General features: G+C 65.8%; 22 protein-coding genes. 11 read left to right on the plus strand and 11 right to left on the minus strand.

Annotation, left to right across the window (positions count from 1 at the left end; translation table 11 throughout):
• The first annotated feature begins 217 nt into the window (after positions 1 to 217).
• On the plus strand, positions 218 to 1435 hold the full coding sequence (locus tag ACOIX3_RS25635; protein ID WP_420964815.1) for an NAD(P)/FAD-dependent oxidoreductase: 1218 nt from the start codon (positions 218 to 220) through the stop codon (positions 1433 to 1435).
• Positions 1436 to 1504: 69 nt separating this feature from the next.
• Here the strand turns inward: ACOIX3_RS25635 and ACOIX3_RS25640 are convergent, their stop codons facing one another.
• From ACOIX3_RS25640 to ACOIX3_RS25680, 9 genes are all read right to left on the minus strand, one after another.
• The gene (locus tag ACOIX3_RS25640; protein ID WP_420971791.1) at positions 1505 to 1855 is read right to left on the minus strand and encodes a DUF4189 domain-containing protein; all 351 of its coding nucleotides are present in this window, start codon (positions 1853 to 1855) and stop codon (positions 1505 to 1507) included.
• Between the two features lie 290 nt (positions 1856 to 2145).
• A complete protein-coding gene (locus ACOIX3_RS25645; protein WP_420964816.1) occupies positions 2146 to 3750 on the minus strand; it encodes an NTP transferase domain-containing protein in 1605 nt (534 codons plus the stop codon).
• Complete coding sequence (locus tag ACOIX3_RS25650; RefSeq protein WP_420964817.1) at positions 3747 to 4448, minus strand: XdhC family protein; 702 nt, start codon at positions 4446 to 4448, stop codon at positions 3747 to 3749. The genes ACOIX3_RS25645 and ACOIX3_RS25650 overlap by 4 nt, the downstream gene beginning before the upstream one ends.
• Before the next feature lie 2 nt (positions 4449 to 4450).
• Positions 4451 to 4774, minus strand: coding sequence for an XdhC family protein (locus ACOIX3_RS25655; RefSeq protein ID WP_021077800.1), 324 nt, complete (start codon positions 4772 to 4774; stop codon positions 4451 to 4453).
• 29 nt (positions 4775 to 4803) lie between these two features.
• Positions 4804 to 6006, minus strand: a complete 1203-nt coding sequence (locus ACOIX3_RS25660; protein ID WP_375775489.1) for a vWA domain-containing protein — start codon at positions 6004 to 6006, stop codon at positions 4804 to 4806.
• Between the two features lie 204 nt (positions 6007 to 6210).
• A complete protein-coding gene (locus tag ACOIX3_RS25665) occupies positions 6211 to 7116 on the minus strand; it encodes an AAA family ATPase (RefSeq protein ID WP_223976218.1) in 906 nt (301 codons plus the stop codon).
• Between the two features lie 98 nt (positions 7117 to 7214).
• Positions 7215 to 8021, minus strand: coding sequence for an FAD binding domain-containing protein (locus ACOIX3_RS25670; protein ID WP_420964818.1), 807 nt, complete (start codon positions 8019 to 8021; stop codon positions 7215 to 7217).
• Between the two features lie 37 nt (positions 8022 to 8058).
• Positions 8059 to 8544: a (2Fe-2S)-binding protein gene (locus ACOIX3_RS25675; protein WP_021077804.1), complete on the minus strand. Its 486-nt coding sequence runs from the start codon at positions 8542 to 8544 to the stop codon at positions 8059 to 8061.
• Between the two features lie 168 nt (positions 8545 to 8712).
• Positions 8713 to 9159 carry an SRPBCC family protein gene (locus tag ACOIX3_RS25680; protein WP_016840413.1) on the minus strand — a complete coding sequence of 149 codons (447 nt, stop codon included), beginning with the start codon at positions 9157 to 9159 and terminating at the stop codon, positions 8713 to 8715.
• Between the two features lie 211 nt (positions 9160 to 9370).
• Between ACOIX3_RS25680 and ACOIX3_RS25685 the strand changes: the two genes are divergently transcribed.
• The 3 genes from ACOIX3_RS25685 to ACOIX3_RS25695 all read left to right on the plus strand — a co-directional run bounded on the left by ACOIX3_RS25685 (position 9371) and on the right by ACOIX3_RS25695 (position 12180).
• Positions 9371 to 10726: a 3-carboxy-cis,cis-muconate cycloisomerase gene (locus ACOIX3_RS25685; RefSeq protein WP_420964819.1), complete on the plus strand. Its 1356-nt coding sequence runs from the start codon at positions 9371 to 9373 to the stop codon at positions 10724 to 10726.
• Between the two features lie 130 nt (positions 10727 to 10856).
• Positions 10857 to 11639: a 3-oxoadipate enol-lactonase gene (gene pcaD / locus ACOIX3_RS25690; protein WP_420964820.1), complete on the plus strand. Its 783-nt coding sequence runs from the start codon at positions 10857 to 10859 to the stop codon at positions 11637 to 11639.
• Positions 11640 to 11787: 148 nt separating this feature from the next.
• A complete protein-coding gene (locus tag ACOIX3_RS25695; protein WP_173637433.1) occupies positions 11788 to 12180 on the plus strand; it encodes a carboxymuconolactone decarboxylase family protein in 393 nt (130 codons plus the stop codon).
• Here ACOIX3_RS25695 and ACOIX3_RS25700 read toward each other — a convergent pair.
• Positions 12160 to 12702 carry a hypothetical protein gene (locus ACOIX3_RS25700; RefSeq protein ID WP_420964821.1) on the minus strand — a complete coding sequence of 181 codons (543 nt, stop codon included), beginning with the start codon at positions 12700 to 12702 and terminating at the stop codon, positions 12160 to 12162. The genes ACOIX3_RS25695 and ACOIX3_RS25700 overlap by 21 nt on opposite strands.
• 182 nt (positions 12703 to 12884) lie before the next feature.
• Here ACOIX3_RS25700 and ACOIX3_RS25705 point away from each other — a divergent pair, with 182 nt between their 5' ends.
• The 7 genes from ACOIX3_RS25705 (at position 12885) to ACOIX3_RS25735 (ending at position 20248) form a co-directional block, all read left to right on the plus strand.
• Complete coding sequence (locus ACOIX3_RS25705) at positions 12885 to 13643, plus strand: hypothetical protein (protein ID WP_420964822.1); 759 nt, start codon at positions 12885 to 12887, stop codon at positions 13641 to 13643.
• A 377-nt stretch (positions 13644 to 14020) separates the two neighbouring features.
• Entirely contained in the window at positions 14021 to 14938 is a 918-nt protein-coding gene (locus ACOIX3_RS25710) for an ABC transporter permease subunit (protein WP_176530347.1), read from the plus strand.
• A 10-nt stretch (positions 14939 to 14948) separates the two neighbouring features.
• Positions 14949 to 16274, plus strand: coding sequence for a high-affinity branched-chain amino acid ABC transporter permease LivM (gene livM, locus ACOIX3_RS25715; protein ID WP_420964823.1), 1326 nt, complete (start codon positions 14949 to 14951; stop codon positions 16272 to 16274).
• Complete coding sequence (locus tag ACOIX3_RS25720; RefSeq protein WP_420964824.1) at positions 16271 to 17104, plus strand: ABC transporter ATP-binding protein; 834 nt, start codon at positions 16271 to 16273, stop codon at positions 17102 to 17104. The genes livM and ACOIX3_RS25720 overlap by 4 nt, the downstream gene beginning before the upstream one ends.
• Positions 17101 to 17850: an ABC transporter ATP-binding protein gene (locus tag ACOIX3_RS25725; RefSeq protein WP_420964825.1), complete on the plus strand. Its 750-nt coding sequence runs from the start codon at positions 17101 to 17103 to the stop codon at positions 17848 to 17850. The genes ACOIX3_RS25720 and ACOIX3_RS25725 overlap by 4 nt, the downstream gene beginning before the upstream one ends.
• Positions 17851 to 18016: 166 nt before the next feature.
• A complete protein-coding gene (locus ACOIX3_RS25730) occupies positions 18017 to 19135 on the plus strand; it encodes a branched-chain amino acid ABC transporter substrate-binding protein (protein WP_212309946.1) in 1119 nt (372 codons plus the stop codon).
• A gap of 117 nt (positions 19136 to 19252) precedes the next feature.
• Complete coding sequence (locus ACOIX3_RS25735) at positions 19253 to 20248, plus strand: P1 family peptidase (RefSeq protein WP_420964826.1); 996 nt, start codon at positions 19253 to 19255, stop codon at positions 20246 to 20248.
• Between the two features lie 202 nt (positions 20249 to 20450).
• Here ACOIX3_RS25735 and ACOIX3_RS25740 read toward each other — a convergent pair whose 3' ends face one another.
• Positions 20451 to 21278 carry an EF-hand domain-containing protein gene (locus ACOIX3_RS25740; protein WP_420964827.1) on the minus strand — a complete coding sequence of 276 codons (828 nt, stop codon included), beginning with the start codon at positions 21276 to 21278 and terminating at the stop codon, positions 20451 to 20453.
• Between the last annotated feature and the right edge of the window lie 54 nt (positions 21279 to 21332).

Genomic DNA, 21332 nt, shown 5'->3' on the forward strand with positions numbered 1-21332 from the left:
ATTCCGGGCTCGCGACAGGCGATCGGATCAGGCAAGTTCGCCGGCAAGTATCTCGCCAAGGCCTTGACCTACCGCGCACAGGCCCATGCGCAGACCGGCGATCTCAACCGCTAGGCCTGAGGCCTGTACCCCGGACGGATAGCCGTAGTCAGGTCCTGCGCAGCGGAGTAGGCTTCGGGCGTTCGATTACCATCAGCATATTTCGGGGCATTGCATCATGATCAGCAAGGCCGATGTTGTTGTTATTGGTTCGGGCGGATTGGGCGCTGCCACAGCCTATTACTTGAGCAAGCGTGGAGGTCTCAGCGTCGCCCTTGTCGACAAGCATGAGATCGGATCGCAAACCTCGCCCCGCGCTGCAGGCATGGTGAGCTGCGTGCGCAAGAGCGACTTGATGATTGGCCTCATCAAGGACGCATGCCGCAAGATCGAGGCGTTCACGGAAGAAACCGGTCAGCCGCTCGACTGGGTGCATTCGGGCAGCCTGAAGATCGCACGTCGGCCGCAGGACGCCGAAGTGATCGAGGACGACTTTGCGCGCGGACGCCGCGTGGACCTCGATGTCGAGCTGATCTCGCCGGAGCAGGCGGGCCGCCTCAATCCGTTTTTGCAGCCGGCGGGTATTGTCGCCGCGATGCGGATCGGCGACGACCGCTATTTCGATCCGGCGCAGGTGGCCGTCGGTTTCGCCAGGGCCGCGGCTGCCCACGGTGCAACCTTGCTGCCGAAGACCGACGTACGCGCCGTCAACATCATCGGCGGCAACGTGATCGGCGTGACCACGGCGAGCGGTGTCATTGAAAGCTCAGTCGTTGTCGATGCCGCCGGCGCGTGGACGCGGCAGGTCGCGGAAGCAAGCGGAATTCGCGTGCCGCTGGTGCCGACCCGGCAGCAATTGATCGTCACCGAGCCCTTGGACGGCGCGCGTGCCGATTTGCCGATGATCCGCATCATGGATGCCGCGGTGTATACGCGACCGTGTCAGGGCGGCTTCCTGTGGGGCGTCTACGAGGAAACGCCGCGCTTCTTCGATATGCAATCGCTTGGGGCTGACTTCGACGTCAAGGACATGCCGCTCGACATCGACGTGCTTCATGCAGCCGCCGATGAGGTGAAGGACCAGCTCCCGTTCCTGCAAACCGCCAAGGTGCGGGAATTTCGCGGTGGCATTCCGACGATGACCGCCGACGGCCATCATATTCTTGGCCCAGCCGCCGGCGCGACCGGCTTCTATTTTGCAAGCGGATGCAACGTCGCCGGTCTGTCGATCTCGCCGACCGTCGGCGAGGCGCTTGCCGCCTGGATCGTGGACGGCAAGCCGCCGGTCGATCTATCGCCGATGTCGGTCACGCGGTTCAAAGACCAATCGTGGTCCGAATCTCAACTACAAAGCGACGCCGCCTGGCAATATCGGCACTTCTACGGCGCCGTCTGAACGCGGCTCGGGGTCGCGGGCCATCGGCGCGCTTTGCCCAGCCAAGCGGACCTTGCGGATGGACGAGCCCTATCCCTTGGCGTCGCAGGCCCAGGCGCGGATCACGCATTCCTTGCCGCCGTAGTCGTAGCACTTCTTGGTCGCGGCATTGAGCGAACTCGAGATCTTCGGCGCCACCGCGTAACCATGCGCGCCGCAGGGATTCTTCATGTCGATCGCGAGCGCGGCACAGGCGCGCTTCATCGTGACGGCGGTGCAATCGCCCTTGCACTGCTTCAGCGCCGCGGCGCGCGCCGCGCCTTCCGCCGGATAGTCGTAGGCCTGGCCATACGCCCCGCATCTGCCGACCGCGAACGCGCCGGCCGCGTGAGCCTTGGGGACGAAGGTTTCCACGGAGAAACGCGTGGCACCGAGCAGCAATGTCAGGACGAGAATCGTCAGCGCGCGGCGCTGCGCGGCGGCGGTCGAAATGATCAAGCGGAAATCCCCCAAAGTCCGGCGCGGACTCTACAAAGGGGTCGTTTCCAGATGGTGAATGACGGGTTGAAGGGCGCAACTCCAACCACGCGTCGTCCCGGCGAAGGCCGGGACCCATAACCACCGCCTTGTGTAATCGAATTCGCTGGGGCCCCAGCGTCGCACAACAAGTGCATCCTGTGGTTATGGGTCCCCGCTCGCGCTTCGCTTGGCCGGGACGACGGCGGATGGAGCTAGCCGCGCCTTGCGGCTTCCAGCGCCTGCGGCGTGTCGATGTCGAGGAAGGCGCTGTTGCCTTCGACCGGGACCTCGGCGACCACTTCGACATGCTTGGCGATCAGATGACGGGCGCCGATGTCGCCGTCGAGCGTCATCAATTCCCTGAAGAAACGCCGCGACCACAAGACCGGATTGCCACGGCGGCCCTCGCAGACGGGGATCGCGATCAGGTGGCCGCGGTCAGGTGCAAAGGCTTCGATCAGGCGATCGATCAACTTCGCATCGATCAGCGGCATGTCGCCGAGGCAGACGACCGCGCCGTCGGCGCTGTCGGAGACCGCCGAGATGCCGGCCTTCACCGAGCTGGCGAGCCCGCCGGCAAAATCCGGATTGCGGACGAACTTGACCTTGAGTCCATCAAGCGCCTGCTCGACCAGATCGGCCTGATGCCCGGTGACGACGATCACCTCCGAGGCCTTCGAGGCCAGCGCCTGCTCGGCGACGATGCGCGCAAGCTTCTTGCCGTCGAGTTCGGCGAGCAGCTTGTTCGGGCCGCTCATCCGGGTCGAGCGTCCGGCGGCGAGCACAATCGCCGCGACACGGCGGTTGCCTTCGGTGTCGGGGACGGTGCGCGGTTGCGGCCGCGTCACGATCTCCATCAACAAACCGCCGACGCCCATGCCGGTGAGATCCGACCGCCTCACCTTGATGCCGGCGAGCAGCCGCATCAGCACCCAGTCAAAACCGTTCTCGACCGGCGAGCGCGCGCAGCCCGGCGCACCCAGCACCGGCACGCCGCCGGCGCTGCCGATCAGGAGAAGATTGCCGGGATCGACCGGCATGCCGAAATGCTCGATCGCGCCGCCGATCTCGGTGATCGCGGCCGGAATGACGTCGCGGCGGTCGGCGATCGCGGATGCGCCGAACACGATGACGAGCTCGGCCCCCAAGCCGAGCAATTCCTTGATCGAAGCCGCAAGCACGGTCTCGTCATGCGGCACCCGGCGCTCGGCGATGATGGTGGCACCGGCCGGCGCGAGCCGCTCGGCGGTCACGCGCAGCGTCTTGTCGATCACCTTCGGCGCGAGGCCCGGCAGCAGCGTCGAGACCACGCCGACCTTCCGGATCACGTAAGGCGCGATCCGCAGCGTACCCTTGCCGGCCTCCGCAACGGCGGCGTCGCGCAGCCGGCCCTCGACGCCGAACGGGATCAGCTTGACGGTCGCAATCATCTCGCCTTCGACCACCGGCTTGTAAGCCGCGAGGGTGGCGAAGGTGATGGCCTCGTCGACGCCGTTGATGCGGTCGACCGCGGCGCGATCGACCACCAGCACGCCGGGACGCCCCGCGAACAGATTGGCGCGGCCGGTGAAGGCGCGCTCGACATTGACGCCCTCGCCCGCCACCGCCTGCGCGATGCTGGCGGCAGCTGTGTCCTCGGAGACGTCGCCCTCCTCCAGCCGCACCACGACGACGTCCTTGACGCCGGCCTTGGTCAGTGCCTCGACCTCGTCAGGGCCGATCGTGGTGCCCTTCTTGAGCACCAGCGCGCCCTGGCGGAGCGTATGCACGGTGACGCCGCCAATCGCGTCGGCCGGACTGGCGGGACCGAACTTCATGCCGCTTCTTCTTTTTCTTTGGGAGGCAAGCGTAGCTGCGCGGTGATCTCGGCCATGATCGCGACCGCGATCTCCGACGGTGACACCGCGCCGATGTCGAGCCCGATCGGCGCATGGATGCGCGCGATGTCGCTGTCCTTGGCGCCCTGTGCGCGCAGCCGCTCGGCCCGCTTGGCGTGGGTCTTCCGCGAGCCGAGCGCGCCGATATAGAAGCAGTCGCGGTCGAAGGCGTGCAGCAGCGCCGGATCGTCGATCTTGGGATCATGCGTCACCGCGACGAACGCCGTGTAGTGATCGACGTTGAGCGGCGGCAGCGCGACGTCGGGCCATTCGGCGACCAGCGGCACGTCGGGGAAACGCTCCGGGCTTGCAAATGCCGTGCGCGGATCGACCACCGTGACGTCGTAGTCGAGCGAGCGTGCCAGCGGTGCCAGGGCCTGGCTGATATGGACCGCGCCGATGATCACGAGCTTTGCGGTCGGCGCGTAGACGTTGAGGAACAGTTTTTTGCCGGCGGCCTCGACATTGCCGCTCTTACCCATCCTGAGCTGCTTGGCGAGCTCGGCGCGCAGCGGATCGGCGGCGATGTCCGCAGCCTTGACCAGGCGCTGCTCGCCATTGGCGGTGTCGGTGACGATGATGACCGGACGGCGCGCGGCGCGCTCGGCGTTGAGCTCCTTGAGGGTTTCGAATTTCACGGCTAACCGACCTTCTCGACGAACACGCGGATGGTGCCACCGCAGGACAGGCCGACATTCCAGGCCGTCTCGTCCGCGACACCGAATTCGAGCATTTTTGGCTGGCCGCTCGCGATCACGTCGAGCGCCTCGGTGACGACCGCGCCCTCGACGCAGCCGCCGGAGACCGAGCCCAGGAACGTGCCGTCGTCATTGATGACGAGGCTCGAGCCGGCCGGGCGCGGTGCCGAGCCCCAGGTCTCGACCACGGTGGCGAGCGCCACGCCATGGCCCTGTTTCTGCCAGGTCTCAGCGGCCTGAAGGATGTCTTCGTCGCGGTTCAGCATGGTGGCCTCCTGCTATCGGGTCAGGCTTCTTAGGCTACAGAGCGGATCAGGCTGCGGTGGTGCGCCGGCGGCGGGGATGACAGCGCCCCGATCAAGCCCTTGATAGACGTCAAGTTATGCACCGGGCGAAATTCGTCAACGTGGGGCAGCATCATTTTGATGCCCTGGGCCTTGGCCTCGAAGCCGGAATAGCGCAGCAGCGGGTTGAGCCAGATCAGGCGGCGGCAGGAGCGGTGCAAACGGTCCATCTCGAAGGCCAGTTTGGCATCGGCCTCGCGTTCTAGTCCATCGGATATAAGGAGGACGATGGCGCCCTGCCCGAGCACCCGGCGGGCCCAGAGCTGGTTGAAGGTATGCAGCGAGGTCGCGATCCGCGTCCCGCCGGCCCAGTCCTCGACCGAGGACGTGCAGCTCGCCAGCGCCTCGTCGGGGTCGCGCGCCCGTAACGCCCGCGTCACATTGGTCAGGCGGGTGCCGAACAGGAACACCGAGACTCGCTTGCGGTAGTCGGTGATGGCATGCAGGAAGTGCAGGAACAGGCGCGTGTATTCGCTCATCGAACCGGAGATATCGAGCAGCGCCACGATCGGCGCCGGCTTCTCGATCCGGCCGAGCTTCCTGATATCGATGATCTCGCCGCCGGTGCGCAGCGAGTTGCGCACGGTGCGGCGCATGTCGAGGCGCAAGCCCCGCGCATCCGGCTGGTAGCGGCGGGTCACGAGCTCGGCCTGCGGCAGCCGCATCCTGGCGATCTCGCGCGTCACCTCGGCAATCTCGGCCGCGGTCATCTGCGCAAAATCCTTCTTCTGCAGCACCTCCTTGTCGGAGACCGAGAGCTTCAGCTCCTGCTCCTGGGCCTGCGGCCGCTCCTCGCTCTTCGCCGGCTGCGCCATCGCCTCCTGGACGCGACGCGAAGCCGGCGGCGGCTTCTTCTTGGCGTGGTCGGGCAGCGGGACCGAATCCAGCATGCTCTTCCACTCCTCGGCGGCGCGGAAGAACAGCTCGAAGGCCTGGCGGAAGATCAGCGCATGCTCATGGCGCTTGACGAAGATCGCCTCCAGCGTGGCGTAGAAGTCCAGGCGATGGCCGACCTCGATCAGCTGCAGCGCGTCGAGCGCATCGATCACCGAGCCCGGCCCGACGGGAAGCCCGGCCGCCCGCAGCGCGCGGGCAAAGCCGATCACGTTGTCGGCCATGTGGCCCGTCGGAGGCGCGAGGTGATTGATCGGCATCGAACTATCCACTCCCGTCATTCCGGGGATCGCGAAGCGAGAGCCCGGAATCCATAACCACGATCGTGAGTATGGATTCCGGGCTCGCGCCCTCCAAGTCGGTTGTTGCCGACTTGGACACTTAAGTCTGCCGAACTCGGGTAAACCCGAGTTCGGATGGCGCGCCCCGGAATGACGAACGATGTTGTAACGCGCGCGACCCAGCTAGTCGCTCGTGGCTTCCTTCAATGTCTTCTGCAACGCATCGCCCTGCATGCGCGCGATGTCGTCCTGGTACTTGAGCAGCGCGCCCAGCGTGTCGCCGACCACCTGCGGCGTCAGCGAGCGGGCATCGAGCTCGGACAGCGCGGTGGCCCAGTCGATGGTCTCGGCGACGCCCGGCGACTTGTAGAAATCCTGGTTGCGCAGCGCCTGCACGAAGCGCACCACCTGCTGCGACAGTTTTGCGGAAATGTTCGGCACCCGCGACTTGACGATCGCGAGCTCGCGGTCGGCCGTGGGATAATCCACCCAGTGATAGAGGCAGCGCCGCTTCAGCGCGTCATGAATCTCGCGGGTGCGGTTCGAGGTGATGATGACGATCGGCGGCGCCGGCGCCTTCACGGTGCCGAGCTCGGGGATCGTGACCTGAAAGTCGCTGAGGATTTCCAAGAGGTACGCCTCGAACGCCTCGTCGGCGCGATCGAGCTCGTCGATCAGCAGCACCGGGGGACCTGCAACGTCGGGCTCGAGCGCCTGCAGCAGCGGCCGCTTGATCAGGAAGCGCTCGGCGAAGATGTCGCTGGCGAGCTGGTCGCGATCGGTGTCGCCGGAGGCTTCCGCAAGCCGGATCGCGATCATCTGCGCCGCGCTGCTCCACTCATAGACGGCGGAGGCAACGTCGAGACCTTCATAGCATTGCAGGCGGATCAGCTTGCGCCCGAGCGCCGCCGACAAGACCTTGGCGATCTCGGTCTTGCCGACGCCGGCCTCGCCTTCGAGGAACAGCGGCCGGCCCATGCGCAGCGCGAGATAGGTCACGGTCGCGAGCGACCGTTCGGCGAGATAGCCGCGCGACGTCAAGAGCTGCTCGAGCGCATCGACGGAAGTGGGTAACGCCGATGCACTCATGGAACAGCCAGTCTTCGAACAGGGGTTAGCAATGTCACGCGTTAGATCTAGTCCTTGGGATCCGGTTCGGATCTAGTCCCTCGTCTAGTCCCTTGGATCTAGTCCTTGGCGTTGGCGGCTTCCACCGCCCTGCGCGTCAGAACGCCGATCAGATGCGCGCGGTATTCCGCACTGCCGTGCAGGTCGCTGTTCAGCCCGTCGGGGGGAACCGCGATGCCGTCGAGCACCTTGTGCGAGAAGCGCTTCTTCAGGGCCTCCTCGAACGCGGTGACGCGGAACACGCCGTCCGAGCCCGCACCGGTGACCGCGACACGCACGTCGGACGGACGCTTGGCCACGAACACACCGACCAACGCATAGCGCGAGGCCTGGTTGCGAAATTTCACATAGGCCGCCTTCTTCGGCAGCGGGAACATCACCTTGGTGATGATCTCGTCGGCCTCGAGCGCAGTCGTGAACAGGCCCTGGAAATACTCCTCGGCCTTGAGGCGGCGCTTGTTGGTGACGATGGTGGCGCCCAGCGCCAGCACCGCGGCCGGATAGTCGGCGGTCGGGTCGTTGTTGGCGAGCGAGCCGCCGATGGTGCCGCGGTGGCGCACGGCAGGATCGCCGATCATGCCGGCCAGCTCGGCCAGCGCCGGGATCGCCTCGCCCACGACCGCGGAGTTCGCGACCTCGGCGTGCTTGGCGGTGGCGCCGATCACCAGCGAGCGGCCCTTCATCTCGATCGTGTCGAGACCTTCGATATGGGAGAGGTCGACCAGATGCGGCGGGCTCGCGAGCCGCTGCTTCATGACCGGCACCAGCGTGTGGCCGCCGGCGATCAACTTGGCGTCCTCGTTCTTCACCAGGAGGTTGGCCGCCTGCCGCACGGTCCCGGGACGATGATATTTGAATTCGTACATTGGAATGTCCTGATCGCTTGTCGCGACGAATTGCTGATTAGGCGAGGTCCGATTTGGCCATCGCCTTGGCGCCGGCTGCGATCGAAGCAACGATGTTCTGGTAGCCGGTGCAGCGGCACAGATTGCCTTCCAGCTCTTCGCGGATCACCTCGTCGGAGAGGTCGTGGCCCTTGCGATGGACGAGGTCGACCGCGGTCATGATCATGCCTGGCGTGCAGAAGCCGCACTGCAGGCCGTGATGCTCGCGGAAGGCCTCCTGCATCGGATGCAGCGGCGCGCCATCCGCCGCCAGCCCCTCGATGGTCTTGACCTCATGACCGTCGGCCATCACCGCAAGCGTCGTGCAGGACTTCACCGCCTTGCCGTCCAGATGCACGACGCAGGCGCCGCACTGCGAGGTGTCACAGCCGACATGGGTACCTGTCAGCCGCAGGTTTTCGCGCAGAAACTGGACCAGAAGGGTACGGGGGTCGACGTTCGCGTTCACGGGGTTGCCGTTCACGATCATTGAAATCTTGGCCATCAGCACTCTCTTATCTGCCCCACCGCATATCGGCGAAGCAGGCGGTTTAAAATCATTCCAGACGGCATAATATGGGCGCGCCCCGCGATGGGCAACCTTTCGAGCCACCCATCCAGGACATAACGGCACGGCACGGCGGGGCCTGAATGAGCCGGCCCGCCTGCAGGCTTAACCCTGCACCGCTTTGGCGAAATTTGCAAAAAATTCGTCCGCCAGCTTCTTGGCGGCGCCGTTGATCAGGCGCTGGCCGAGCTGGGCGAGCTTGCCGCCGATCTGCGCCTCTACGTTGTAGCTCAAAAGCGTGCCGCCATCCTTGTCGGCAAGGCCGACGGTGGCGCCGCCCTTGGCGAAGCCGGCGACCCCGCCCTCGCCTTCGCCTGAAATCTTGTAGCCGTTCGGCGGATCGAGATCGCTCAAGGTGACCTTGCCCTTGAAGCGGGCGGAGACCGGGCCGACCTTCATCTTGGCGGTGGCGCGGAAGCCGCCCTCGTCGGTCTTCTCCAGCTCTTCGCAGCCGGGAATGCAGGCCTTCAGCACTTCGGGATCGTTGAGCTTGTCCCACACAGCCTGGCGCGGCGCTGCAAGCTGGACTTCGCCGGTCATTGTCATGGCCATGGGGGACCTCCTCGATCGCAAGAAACCTTTGCCCCCAAGTAAAGCAGCCGGGGCGCAAAGGAAAGGCCACCTTCGGAGGATGAGCGATGCATATTCGCAACCGCAGCAAGACGCGTCCGCCGTTCACAAAATCGCGCAATCGGCGCTGCCGAAATTGGCGGCAGCGGCGGGCCATTGGCAGGAGCGCGCGACAGTGGTTAGGTCGCGCGCCATGAGCACAGCCCTCTCCCCCCTGCTTGCGCCGATGCTGTCGAGCGCCGCGATGCGCGCGGTGTGCGACGACGCCGCCACCCTGCAAAACATGCTGGATTTCGAGGCCGCGCTGGCCCGCGCCGAAGTGGCCTGCGGCGTGATTCCCGCAGCCACCGCCGGATCGATCGCCGCGGCCTGCAAGGCCGAATCATTCGACGTCGCCGCGCTGGCCGATGCCGCGACGCGATCCGGCAATCTGGCGATCCCGCTGGTGAAGGCCCTGACCGCCAACGTCGCCAAAAAGGACGCCGAGGCGGCGCGCTACGTGCATTGGGGCGCGACCAGCCAGGACGTCATCGACACCGCGACCATGCTGTCGCTGCGCGCCGGCATCGACGTCCTGCTGGCCGATCTCGATCGCGCCGTTGCGGGTTTTGCCAGCCTTGCCCTTGCCCATCGCAACACCGCGGTGGTGGCGCGGACCTGGCTGCAGCATGCGCTGCCGATGCCGTTCGGTCTGAAGCTCGCCGAATATGCCGCGGCCCTGCATCGCTCCCGCAAGCGCTTGCTGCGCCTGCGCCACGACACGCTGGCCGTGCAATTCGGCGGTGCTGCCGGCACGCTCGCCGCGCTCGGCGACAAAGGCCTCGCGGTCGCCGAAGCGCTTGCGAAGGAGCTCGACCTGCCCCTGCCGGATGCGCCCTGGCACACCCACCGCGACCGCATCGCGGAGGCCGCGTCGGTGTTCGCGATCCTCGCCGGCAGCTGCGGCAAGATCGCGCGCGACGTCTCGCTGATGATGCAGACCGATGTTGGCGAAGCCTTCGAGCCCGCGGGCGCCGGCCGCGGCGGCTCCTCCACCATGCCGCACAAGCGCAATCCGGTCGCCGCCGCGAGCGCGCTGGGGGCTGCGACCATGGCGCCGAACCTCACTGCTACGATCCTCGCCGCGCAGGTGCAGGACCATGAGCGCAGCGCCGGCCCGTGGCACGCGGAATGGCCGACATTGCCGACCTTGATGCTGGTGACCTCCGGCGCCCTCGCCGCGACAGTCGATCTCGCCGAAGGCCTCGAGGTCGATGCGGCGCGGATGCGCGTCAATCTCGATGCGACCCATGGCTTGATCATGGCGGAAGCCGTCACCTTTGCGCTGGCCGAAACGATCGGCAAGAGCGACGCCCATCATCTGATCGAGGCCGCCAGCAAGAAAGCGGTCGCGGAGAAGAAGCATCTGCGCGACGTGCTGTCGGCGGATGCCAAGGTCACCGCGCATCTCGATGCCAAGCGGATCGCGGACCTGTTCGAGCCGATGGCCTATCAGGGCGCCTCGCAGGCGCTGATCGACCGCCTGCTGGCTTCACCGGACGAGAAATAGCGAAGGTGTCATTGCCGGGCTTGACCCGGCAATCCATCATCGCAAAGAGACTCATTCTCGATGGATGCGCGGATCATATGATGAGAAGACGCGCTTCGCGCTTTCGCCCGCGCATGACAAGGAGTGCAAGATGCCGATGATCAACGCCGACGGATGCCTGCTCAACGTCCAGGTGGACGGCCGCGACGGCGGGCCGACCTTGATGCTGTCGAACTCGCTCGGGTGCACCCTGCAGATGTGGGAGCCGCAGATACGGGCGCTGACGCAGATGTTCCGCGTCATCCGCTACGATCGCAGAGGCCACGGCAAATCCGGCGTGCCGGCGGGCCCCTACTCGATGGAGCGGTTCGGCCGCGACGTGCTTGCGATCCTCGACGACCTCAACATCGAGAAGGTGCACTGGTGCGGCCTGTCGATGGGCGGCATGGTCGGGCAATGGTTAGGGGCCAACGCGCCTGACAGATTCGGCAAGATCATCCTCGCCAACACCGCCTGCTACTATCCCGATCCGACCAACTGGCTGAACCGCATCAAGGCGGTGAAGCAAGGCGGCATCGCGGCCATCGCCGACGCCGTGATCGCGGGCTGGCTGACCGCCGACTTCCGCGAGCGCGAGCCGGAGACCGCCGCACGCATGAAGGCGATGCTGCTGGCCTCTCCCGTCGAGGGCTATCTCGCCTGCTGCGAAGCGCTGTCGACGCTCGACCAGCGCGCGCTGCTGCCCCGGATCAAGAGCCCGACCCTGGTGATCGCGGGAAAGCAGGACATGGCGACACCGGTGTCGGCGGGTGAGATGATCCGCGGCGGCATTCCCGGCGCCAGCATGACGCTGCTCGATGCCGCGCACATCTCCAATGTCGAGCAATCGCACGCCTTCACCGAAGCCGTGGTCGGCTTCCTGACGCAACGTTAGCAACGAACGTCATTGCGAGCGCAGCAACGCGGAAGCTGCGTAGCCCGGATGAAGCGAAGCGAAATCCGGGACAGGTCTTTGCGGCGGACACTGAAACCCCGGATTGCGCTGCGCTCCATCCGGGCTACGATTTCACAAGGAGACATCCATGGACGACAACCAGCGCCGCGACGACGGCATGACGCAGCGCCGCAAGGTGCTGGGCAATGAATGGGTCGACAAGTCGATCAAGAACCGCAACGCGTTCAACACCGACTTCCAGGACCTGATCACGCGCTATGCGTGGGGCGACATCTGGACCCGGCCGCATTTCGACCACCGCACGCGCCGCGTGCTCGTGATCGGCACCATGGTCGCGCTCGGCCAGTGGGACGAATTCCGCCTGCATGTGCGCGCAGCGCTCAGCGAAGGCGGCTTCACGCCCGAGGACATCAAGGAGATCCTGCTGCAGCAGGCGATCTATTGCGGCGTGCCCGCCGCCAATCACGCCGTCAAGGAAGCCGGCGCGATCATTGCGGAATTAGGGCTGCTGAAGGGATAGCTCGCTTGCCGGTGCGCTGTTCTCGGCGACCGGCGCCTTGGTAGCGGACGACTCGGCAGTTCGCTTCGGCGAGGTCTCGAGCAGCATCACGATCGCGGTGCCGAGCAGCATCAGAAGCTCGGCCGCATGCATGCGCAACGCTTCGATCTCGCCGACCTTGGATGCCATCATCATGCTGGCGAAGCTCAGCACGCTGCCGAGGCAGAGCGCCACCGCCAGCGCCTCGTCGGCGCCGCTGCTGGTCTTGCGCAACGGCGAAAAGGCCGTCATCGCGAGGAAGACCGCGAAGAACGCCACCACGGTGATCCGCGCCAGCGCCAGCAGCCAAGCCAGCCGCACCGTCGCCATCTTGGCGAGGTGCAGGTGGTCGCTGGCGTAGAACGCGATCGATACGCTCGGCCGCTCATAGAGGCCGTGGATCGGCGACACCATGATGCTGAAGGCGATGATGGTCCAGACCGGAATGAAATAGGCCGCAAGCAGCGCGCCGTTGAAGGAACTGATCCGCCAGTTGCTCGACATTGCCGCTTCCCGCTTCTCTCCGGCGCCTTTTGGATCGGCGACGGTTCAGGCTGCGAGGTAACGCCGATCGATTGCCGGCAGCAATTTAAACCCTTTGTTAAGGTTAAGCGCGGTGCGATGGTTCCGGATCGATGCGATCGGGCCCGGCCAGCAGCTGCGCCGGCCGGGATAAAGGGGGTAAAATGAGCGAAAGCACCCGCATTTTCGTCGCAACGCCCTGCTTCGGCGGCGACCTGAAGATGGCCTATGTGCTGTCCGCCCTGAAGCTTCAGGCCGTGGCCACTGCCCGGGGCATCGACATCCAGTTCCACCTGATAGGAAACGAATCGCTGATCGTGCGCGCCAGGAACGAGCTGGCCCACCAATTCCTCGTATCCGGCGCCAGCCATCTGCTGTTCATCGACGCCGATATCGGGTTCGAACCCGAATCCGTGTTCCGGCTGCTGGATTGCGACGCCGAGGTTTCGGCCGCAGCCTACCCGCTCAAGCACATCGATTGGGCAAAGGTGCAGCGGGCTGCGGAAGCCAAGCGCAAGAACCTCGCGTCTTCCTCGCTGGACTATGTCGTCACATGGGAGGGCGACCAGCTCACGGCTCGCGGCGATGGCTTCGCCAAGGTCCGATATGCCGGAACCGGCTTCCTGATGATGAAGCGATCCGCCCTCGTCAGGCTGTGCGACGCCCATCCCGAGCTCAAATATCGGGCCAACCACAAGAGCAACGACTTGAACACCGGCGACCTGGTTCGCGCCGACCTCGACCGCATCTCGCTGTTCGAATGCATGATCGACAAGACGACCGGCGAGTATCTGTCCGAAGATTACGCCTTCTGCCGGCGCTGGATCGACCTCGGCGGCGAAATCTGGCTGGACCTGCGAAGCGAGCTCACGCATTTCGGTTCTTATGCCTTTCGCGGCCGCTTCGCCGATCAATTGGCCTGAACAGAAAGCAGAAACAAATGAGCTGACAGAGGGGCTTCGCCATTCGGCGAGAGCCTCTTGTTGCATCTGCTCATTTGCCCGGAATGAGCGCTCCGGATTGGGCTTCTGGCCCTGCCGGTGCGGATCCTGCTGCTCCCCGGGCTTCTGACCGCCGTCGTGGCTCGGCCAGCACGGGTTCTGGCGCGATCATTGCAAGGCAACGAGGTGTCGACCCTGTGACATCGGAACCGCACCCGCCGAAGTAGTTATGTACAAGCCCTCTCTGCTGCTGCCACGCTGTTGCCGCCGCCGGGGTCCCACTGTTAGAAAATACCACGACGCGACGGATCAGGCTGCCGGGGGCCCTCGGCGCGTCACCCCTCGAGTTACGGCAGCGCATGGATTATTTCGCCCAGCAACTGATCAACGGCCTCGTGCTCGGTTCGATCTACGGCCTGATCGCCATCGGCTACACGATGGTCTACGGCATCGTCGGCATGATCAACTTCGCCCATGGCGACATCTTCATGATCGGCGGCTTCATCGCGCTGATCTCGTTTTTGGTGCTGGTGTCGCTCGGCCTCACCGCGATCCCCCTGATCCTTCTGATCGTGCTGCTGGTCTCGATGGCGATCACCGCGCTCTATGGCTGGACCATCGAGCGCATCGCCTACCGGCCGTTGCGGCATTCGTTCCGCCTGGCGCCGATGCTGTCGGCGATCGGCATGTCGTTCGTGCTGACCAACTTCTCGCAGGTGTCGCAGGGCGCGCGCGTCAAGCCGGTGCCGCCGATCATCACCGGCGGCTACACGCTGCATGAGGGCGCGCAAGGCTTCGCCGTGCAGCTCTCCAACGTCCAGATCATGGTCGTGCTCGCCACCATCGTGGTGCTGGCGCTGTTCACCTGGCTGGTGTCGCGCACCCGGCTCGGGCGCGACATGCGCGCCTGCGAGCAGGACCAGACCATGGCCGCACTGCTCGGCGTCGACGTCGACCGCACCATCTCGATGACCTTCGTGATCGGTGCCGCGCTCGCCGCCGTCGCCGGCATGATGTACCTGCTGTATTACGGCCTGGTCGACTTCTTCATGGGCTTCGTCGCCGGCATCAAGGCGTTCACCGCCGCCGTGCTCGGCGGCATCGGCTCGCTGCCGGGCGCGATGCTCGGCGGGCTTGCGATCGGCCTGATCGAGACGTTCTGGTCGGCCTATTTCTCGGTGGAATACAAGGACGTCGCCGCGTTCTCGATCCTGATCGTGGTGCTGATCTTCATGCCGACCGGCCTGCTTGGCCGTCCCGAAGTCGAAAAAGTCTGACAGGCACTTCGTGAGCGCGACCTCAGCCCGCCCATCGCCCGCCGCGCAGCCCTCGGGCAGCGCCTTCATTCTCAAGAAAGCCCTGATCAGCGCATTGGTTGCGCTGGTGCTGTTCTCGCTGATGATCGGCGTGCGCACCGAGGCCGGACCGCAAGGCGGCCTGATCTACTGGACGCGGTTCGGCGACCTCGCCGCCCTCGTCGGCACCGTGTTCGGCGGCAGCATCATCGTCGAGCTGCTGCGGCAATGGTGGGGACCGGTCGACAAGGACAGCATCGTGCCGAAGCCGGTGCAATCGGCGATCTCGTTCGCCGGGCGATGGCTGGCGCCCGCGCTCCTGGTGTTCGCGTTCCTCGTGCCGGTCATCTTCTACAACCAGCGCTACATTCTCGATCTGTCGATCCTGGTCCTGACCTATGTGATGCTGGGATGGGGCTTGAACGTCGTGGTCGGGCTCGCCGGCCTGCTCGACCTCGGCTATGTCGCGTTCTATGCGGTGGGCGCCTATTCCTACGCGTTGCTCGCGACCAATTTCGGATTGTCGTTCTGGGTCTGCCTGCCGCTCGCCGGCATCCTGGCGGCGTTCTGGGGCGTGCTGCTCGGCTTCCCTGTGCTGCGGCTGCGCGGCGACTATCTGGCGATCGTGACGCTCGCCTTCGGCGAGATCATCCGCCTCGTCATCATCAACTGGCAGAGCCTGACCGGCGGGCCCAACGGTGTCTCGGGGATTCCCCGCCCGACCATGTTCGGCATTCCGCTGACGCCGGGCGACGATGGGCTCGCCGCCAGGCTCGGCATCGAGTTCTCGCCGACCCACCGCCTCGTCTTCCTGTTCTATCTGATCCTGGCGATGGCGCTGCTGACCAACTGGGTGACGATCCGGCTGCGGCGGCTGCCGATCGGCCGCGCCTGGGAGGCGTTGCGCGAGGACGAGGTCGCCTGCCGCGCGCTCGGCATCAACACCACGACCACCAAGCTGACGGCGTTCGCGACCGGTGCGATGTTCGGCGGCTTCGCCGGCGCGTTCTTCGCCACACGGCAGGGCTTCATCAGCCCGGAATCCTTCACCTTCCAGGAATCGGCGCTGGTGCTGGCGATCGTCGTGCTCGGCGGCATGGGCTCGCAGCTCGGCGTCGCGCTGGCCGCGCTCGCCATGATCGGCGGCTTCGAGCTGTTTCGTGGTTTCGATCAATATCGCATGCTGGTGTTCGGCATCGCGATGGTGCTGTTGATGATCTGGCGGCCGCGCGGGCTGATCGGCCATCGCGCGCCGACCGTGTTCCTGGAGCGCAACCAGGCGATCTCCTCCGACCTCGTCAAGGAGGGCCACGGATGAGCGGCGACCATATCCTCACCGTCGACCGCCTGATGATGCGCTTCGGCGGCATCGTCGCGGTCAACGAGCTCTCCTTCGCGGCCGAGCGGCGCAAGATCACCGCGCTGATCGGGCCGAACGGCGCCGGCAAGACCACCGTCTTCAACTGCATCACCGGCTTCTACCGGCCGAGCGGCGGCGCGATCCGCCTCGCCCATGATGACGGCCGCACCATCCAGCTCGAGCGGCTGAACGATTTCCGCATCTCCAAGCAGGCCAAGGTGGCGCGCACCTTCCAGAACATCCGGCTGTTTCCCGGCATGACCGCGCTGGAAAATCTGATGGTGGCCCAGCACAACGCGCTGATGCGCGCCTCGGGCCTGACCGTGCTCGGCCTGCTCGGCCTGCCGTCCTGGCGCGAGGCCGAGCAGCGCGCCATCGAGCTGGCGCGGACCTGGCTCAACCGCGTCGGCCTGCTCGACCGCGCCGACGATGCCGCCGGCAATCTGCCCTATGGCGACCAGCGCAGGCTCGAGATCGCGCGCGCGATGTGCACCGAGCCGGCGCTGCTGTGTCTCGACGAGCCGGCGGCCGGATTGAACGCACGCGAGAGCGGCGGGCTCAACGAGCTCTTGCTGTCGATCCGCAACGAACAGGGCACCTCGATCCTCTTGATCGAGCATGACATGTCGGTGGTGATGGAGATCTCCGATCACGTCGTGGTCATGGACTACGGCGTCAAGATCGCCGAGGGCACGCCGCAAGCGGTGCGCGACGACCCCAAGGTGATCGCCGCCTATCTCGGCGCCGACGAGGAAGAGGCGATCGCCGTGATGGAGAGCGGCACGTGAGCGCGGCAGCGGCAACCACACCCCTGCTCGCGGTGCGTGGCGTGCGTGCGGCGTACGGCAAGATCGAGGCGCTGAAGGGCGTCGACATCGAGATCAATCGCGGGGAGATCGTCGCCCTGATCGGCGCCAATGGCGCCGGCAAGTCGACGCTGATGATGACGATCTTCGGCCGACCGCGCGCCCGCGCCGGCACCATCGAATTCGACGGCCATGACATCACCGGCGTGTCGACCCACGAGATCGCGCGGCTGCGCATCGCGCAATCGCCCGAGGGCCGGCGGATCTTTCCGCGCATGAGCGTCGCCGAAAACCTGCAGATGGGCGCCGACGCCACCGAATGCAGCGAGGCCGAACGCGAGGCCGGGCTGGAGCGCGTGTTCGCGCTGTTTCCGCGGCTGAAGGAGCGCGTCGCACAACGCGGCGGCACGCTGTCGGGCGGCGAGCAGCAGATGCTCGCGATCGGCCGCGCCCTGATGAGCCGGCCGCGCCTGCTGATGCTGGACGAGCCCTCGCTCGGCCTCGCGCCGCTGATCGCGCGCCAGATCTTCGACGCCATCCGCACGCTGAACCGGCAGGATGGCCTCACCGTGCTGATCGTCGAGCAGAACGCCAACCATGCGCTGAAGCTCGCCCATCGCGGCTACGTCATGGTCAACGGCCTGATCACGCTGGCCGGAACCGGCGCCGAATTGCTGCAGCGCCCGGAAATCCGCGCCGCCTATCTGGAAGGCGGCCGCCGCGGCTAGCTCAGCCCTGAGCGCCGCCCCTTGCAGCAGGATGTGGCTGATGCAGCGTCGATTTGCCTGAAAATTGCCGGTGACTTCGCCGCGAAATCAGCCGAGAATGCCGGCGGTTTTGGGGCTCGGCGTGCCGGGCCCTTCCGCAAGAGGCAACGACCACGAGGGACGTCTCATGAAATCACTGAAGCTGATCGGCCTGGCACTGGGCGCGTCGTTCGCATTATCGGCGAGCGCGTTCGCGCAAGACATCACCATCGCAGTCGCGGGCCCGATGACGGGCTCCGAATCCGCTTTTGGCCGGCAGATGAAGAACGGCGCCGAGCAGGCAGTCGCCGACATCAACGCCGCTGGCGGCGTGCTCGGCAAGAAGCTCGCGCTGGAGGCCGACGACGATGCCTGCGATCCGAAGCAGGCGCGCTCGATCGCTGAAAAGATCGGCTCCGCGAAGATCCCGTTCGTGGCCGGCCACTTCTGCTCGTCGTCGTCGATCCCGGCTTCCGAAGCCTATGCCGACGCCAACGTGCTGCAGATCACCCCGGCCTCGACCAACCCGCTGTTCACGGAGCGCAAGCTCTGGAACGTGGCGCGCGTCTGCGGCCGTGACGACCAGCAGGGCCTGGTCGCCGCCGACTACATCATGAAGAACTTCAAAGGCAAGAACGTCGCGATCCTGAACGACAAGACCACCTACGGCAAAGGCCTCGCCGACGAGACCAAGAAGGCGCTGAACAAGGCCGGCTTCCAGGAGAAGATGTTCGAGTCCTACAACAAGGGCGACAAGGACTTCAACTCGATCGTCTCGCGCCTGAAGCGCGACAATATCGATCTGGTCTATGTCGGCGGCTATCATCAGGAAGCCGGCCTGATCCTGCGCCAGATGCGCGACCAGGGCCTGCAGACCGTGCTGATGGCGGGCGATGCCATGAACGACAAGGAGTTCGCCTCGATCACCGGCCCCGCCGCCGAAGGCACGCTGTTCACCTTCGGCCCCGATCCGCGCAACAAGCCGACCGCGAAGGCGATCGTCGAGAAGTTCAAGGCCAAGAACATCGATCCCGAAGGCTACACGCTCTACACCTACGCCGCGATGCAGGTGTGGACGCAGGCCGTCGCCAAGGCCGGCAGCACCGACGCCAAGAAGGTGATGGACACCATCAAGGCCGGCGACTGGGACACCGTGCTCGGCAAGATGGGCTTCGACGCCAAGGGCGACATCAAGGCGATCGACTACGTCGTCTACAAGTGGGACGCCAAGGGCAACTACACCGAGATCAATCCGAAGGGCTCCTGAGCCTCTCGCGCCCGACCTGATCAGAGATACGAAACGCCCCGGCTCGCCGGGGCGTTTTGCTTATCCGCCGCGGCTGCTATACCGGATCGATCGGACAGCAGGCGGACGGACTCGATCGTGAAAAACCTTCTCACCGATATTGCCGGCGTCAGCGTCGGCCACGCCGACGACGCCGTGATCGCCTCCGGCGTCACCGCCATCTTGTTCGAGCGGCCGGCGGTGGCCTCGATCGATGTCCGCGGCGGCGGCCCGGGCACCCGCGAGGACGCGCTGCTGTCCCCGCACAATGTCGTCGAGGCGATCGACGCCATCACGCTGTCCGGCGGCTCCGCGCTCGGGCTTGACGCGGCCGGCGGCGTGCAGGCCTGGCTCGCCGAGCGCGGCCGCGGCTTTCGCATCCGCGATGCGGTGATCCCGATCGTGCCGGGCGCGATCTGCTTTGATCTGCTCAACGGCGGCAACAAGGCGTGGGGACGCTTTCCGCCCTATCGCGATCTCGGCTATGCGGCAGCGAATGCCGCCTCCGACAATTTCGAGCTCGGCAGCGTCGGCGCCGGCATGGGCGCGACCACCGCCACCCTCAAGGGCGGCCTCGGCTCGGCGTCTGATGTGACCGACGACGGCATCAAGGTCGCGGCGCTTGCGGTGGTCAACGCGGTCGGCAGCGTCACGGTCGGCAGCGGCCCGTGGTTCTGGGCGGCGCCGTTCGAGGTCAACGATGAATTCGGCGGGCGCGGCCTGCCGCCCGCGTTCACGCCGGACATGCTGAAGCTGCGGCTGAAGGGCGGCGCGGACGCCACCGCCGCCGAGAACACCACGCTCGTCGTTGTCGTGACCGATGCGCAGCTGACCAAGCCACAAGCGAAGCGCCTTGCGATGATCGCGCAGACCGGCATGGCGCGCGCGATCTATCCGGTGCACGCCCCGCTCGATGGCGACGTGGTGTTCGCCGCGGCAACCGGCGCCAAGCCGGTCGATCCGCTGTTCGGGCTGACCAAGCTCGGCGGGATCGCCGCCAACACGGTGGCACGCGCGATCGCACGCGGCGTCCATTCAGCCACCGCCCTGCCCTTCCCCGGCGCGCTGCCGAGCTGGCGGGACAAATTCGGTTAGGGCCGCGAAGGCAGTGCGCTCCCTCGCCCCGTTCTTACGGGGAGAGGGTTGGGGTGAGGGGCTGCCGCCGCATCAACGGCGATAGATGCACTCGCGGAGACTCCCCCTCACCCGGAACGCATCTCACGATGCGTTCCGGCCTCTCCCCGCACGCGGGGCGAGGCGGGGACTGCCTGCTCTATTTAATGCGAAGTGTGTCGCGCTAAGCGCTGACCGACAGCGACGACGAGGCCTGGGCCGAGATCGCCTGCGACTGGCGCTGGATCAGCTGCTCGATGAAATTGTAGGACGAGGTCGCGTTGCTGCCGGCGGAGGACGAGTTCGCGCTGCTGGTGGTCGACGACGTCGCTGCCGACGTCATCGACACCTTGGAGCCGTCGGCATAGGTCGTGGTCGTCGTGGTCGAACCGTCGCTGTTGGTCACCGAGGTCGAGGTCGCGCCGTTCAGCGCCTGCATCAACGGATCGGAGCTCGATCCGCCCGAGCCGCTGCTGGCGCCGGATCCGTCAGTCGAGCCGCCGGCCGCGTGGTAATGGTGATGACCGCCGCTCTTATGGCCCTGCAACGCCTGCGACATCTCGTCGAGGCTGACGCTGCCGTCGCCATTGGCATCGAGCTTGGAGAACACGTCGTCGGCCTGCGCGAGGTTGGTGCCGCCGGCGCCGAGCGCCTTCTCAAATTCCGCTTTGGTGATCTGGCCGTTGCCGTCGGCGTCGATCTGCGAGAACAGGTCCTTCAGCGCGTCCGACCGGCTGGTCGGGGTCGCACTGGTCGAGGCCGTGGTCTGCGACTGGCTCTGCGCGTCGAGCAGCGCGCTCATGGTCAGCGGCGAAATCTGCGGGGTGCTGCTGCTGCCCGAGCTGGTAGCCGTGCTGCTGCTGGTCGATGTCGAGGTATCGGTCGAGGCCGAGAACAGCCCGGTCGACTGATTTCCCTGCGTGGAGCTGCCGGTCTGGGTCGTCGACTTCGACGACATCAGCGAGCTCAAAAGATCGATGGCGGATGACGCAGCGCCAATGGCAAATAACATGGCAATACTCCAACAAGGCCGCGCATGGCGGCTCAAACGCTTGCCGCAAGGCGC

This window comes from Bradyrhizobium sp. B120 (assembly GCF_049075665.1).
Lineage (GTDB): Bacteria > Pseudomonadota > Alphaproteobacteria > Rhizobiales > Xanthobacteraceae > Bradyrhizobium.

Excerpts from the sequence above, each read along its gene's own strand:
- ACOIX3_RS25670 (WP_420964818.1), bottom strand. The coding sequence starts at position 8,021 with ATGTACGAATTCAAATATCATCGTCCCGGGACCGTGCGGCAGGCGGCC.
- ACOIX3_RS25685 (WP_420964819.1), top strand. The coding sequence starts at position 9,371 with ATGAGCACAGCCCTCTCCCCCCTGCTTGCGCCGATGCTGTCGAGCGCC.
- ACOIX3_RS25665 (WP_223976218.1), bottom strand. The coding sequence starts at position 7,116 with ATGAGTGCATCGGCGTTACCCACTTCCGTCGATGCGCTCGAGCAGCTC.
- ACOIX3_RS25695 (WP_173637433.1), top strand. The coding sequence starts at position 11,788 with ATGGACGACAACCAGCGCCGCGACGACGGCATGACGCAGCGCCGCAAG.
- ACOIX3_RS25740 (WP_420964827.1), bottom strand. The coding sequence starts at position 21,278 with ATGTTATTTGCCATTGGCGCTGCGTCATCCGCCATCGATCTTTTGAGC.
- ACOIX3_RS25680 (WP_016840413.1), bottom strand. The coding sequence starts at position 9,159 with ATGGCCATGACAATGACCGGCGAAGTCCAGCTTGCAGCGCCGCGCCAG.
- ACOIX3_RS25645 (WP_420964816.1), bottom strand. The coding sequence starts at position 3,750 with ATGAAGTTCGGTCCCGCCAGTCCGGCCGACGCGATTGGCGGCGTCACC.
- ACOIX3_RS25675 (WP_021077804.1), bottom strand. The coding sequence starts at position 8,544 with ATGGCCAAGATTTCAATGATCGTGAACGGCAACCCCGTGAACGCGAAC.
- ACOIX3_RS25635 (WP_420964815.1), top strand. The coding sequence starts at position 218 with ATGATCAGCAAGGCCGATGTTGTTGTTATTGGTTCGGGCGGATTGGGC.
- ACOIX3_RS25720 (WP_420964824.1), top strand. The coding sequence starts at position 16,271 with ATGAGCGGCGACCATATCCTCACCGTCGACCGCCTGATGATGCGCTTC.
- pcaD (WP_420964820.1), top strand. The coding sequence starts at position 10,857 with ATGCCGATGATCAACGCCGACGGATGCCTGCTCAACGTCCAGGTGGAC.
- ACOIX3_RS25730 (WP_212309946.1), top strand. The coding sequence starts at position 18,017 with ATGAAATCACTGAAGCTGATCGGCCTGGCACTGGGCGCGTCGTTCGCA.
- ACOIX3_RS25655 (WP_021077800.1), bottom strand. The coding sequence starts at position 4,774 with ATGCTGAACCGCGACGAAGACATCCTTCAGGCCGCTGAGACCTGGCAG.
- ACOIX3_RS25660 (WP_375775489.1), bottom strand. The coding sequence starts at position 6,006 with ATGCCGATCAATCACCTCGCGCCTCCGACGGGCCACATGGCCGACAAC.
- ACOIX3_RS25705 (WP_420964822.1), top strand. The coding sequence starts at position 12,885 with ATGAGCGAAAGCACCCGCATTTTCGTCGCAACGCCCTGCTTCGGCGGC.
- ACOIX3_RS25700 (WP_420964821.1), bottom strand. The coding sequence starts at position 12,702 with ATGTCGAGCAACTGGCGGATCAGTTCCTTCAACGGCGCGCTGCTTGCG.
- ACOIX3_RS25710 (WP_176530347.1), top strand. The coding sequence starts at position 14,021 with ATGGATTATTTCGCCCAGCAACTGATCAACGGCCTCGTGCTCGGTTCG.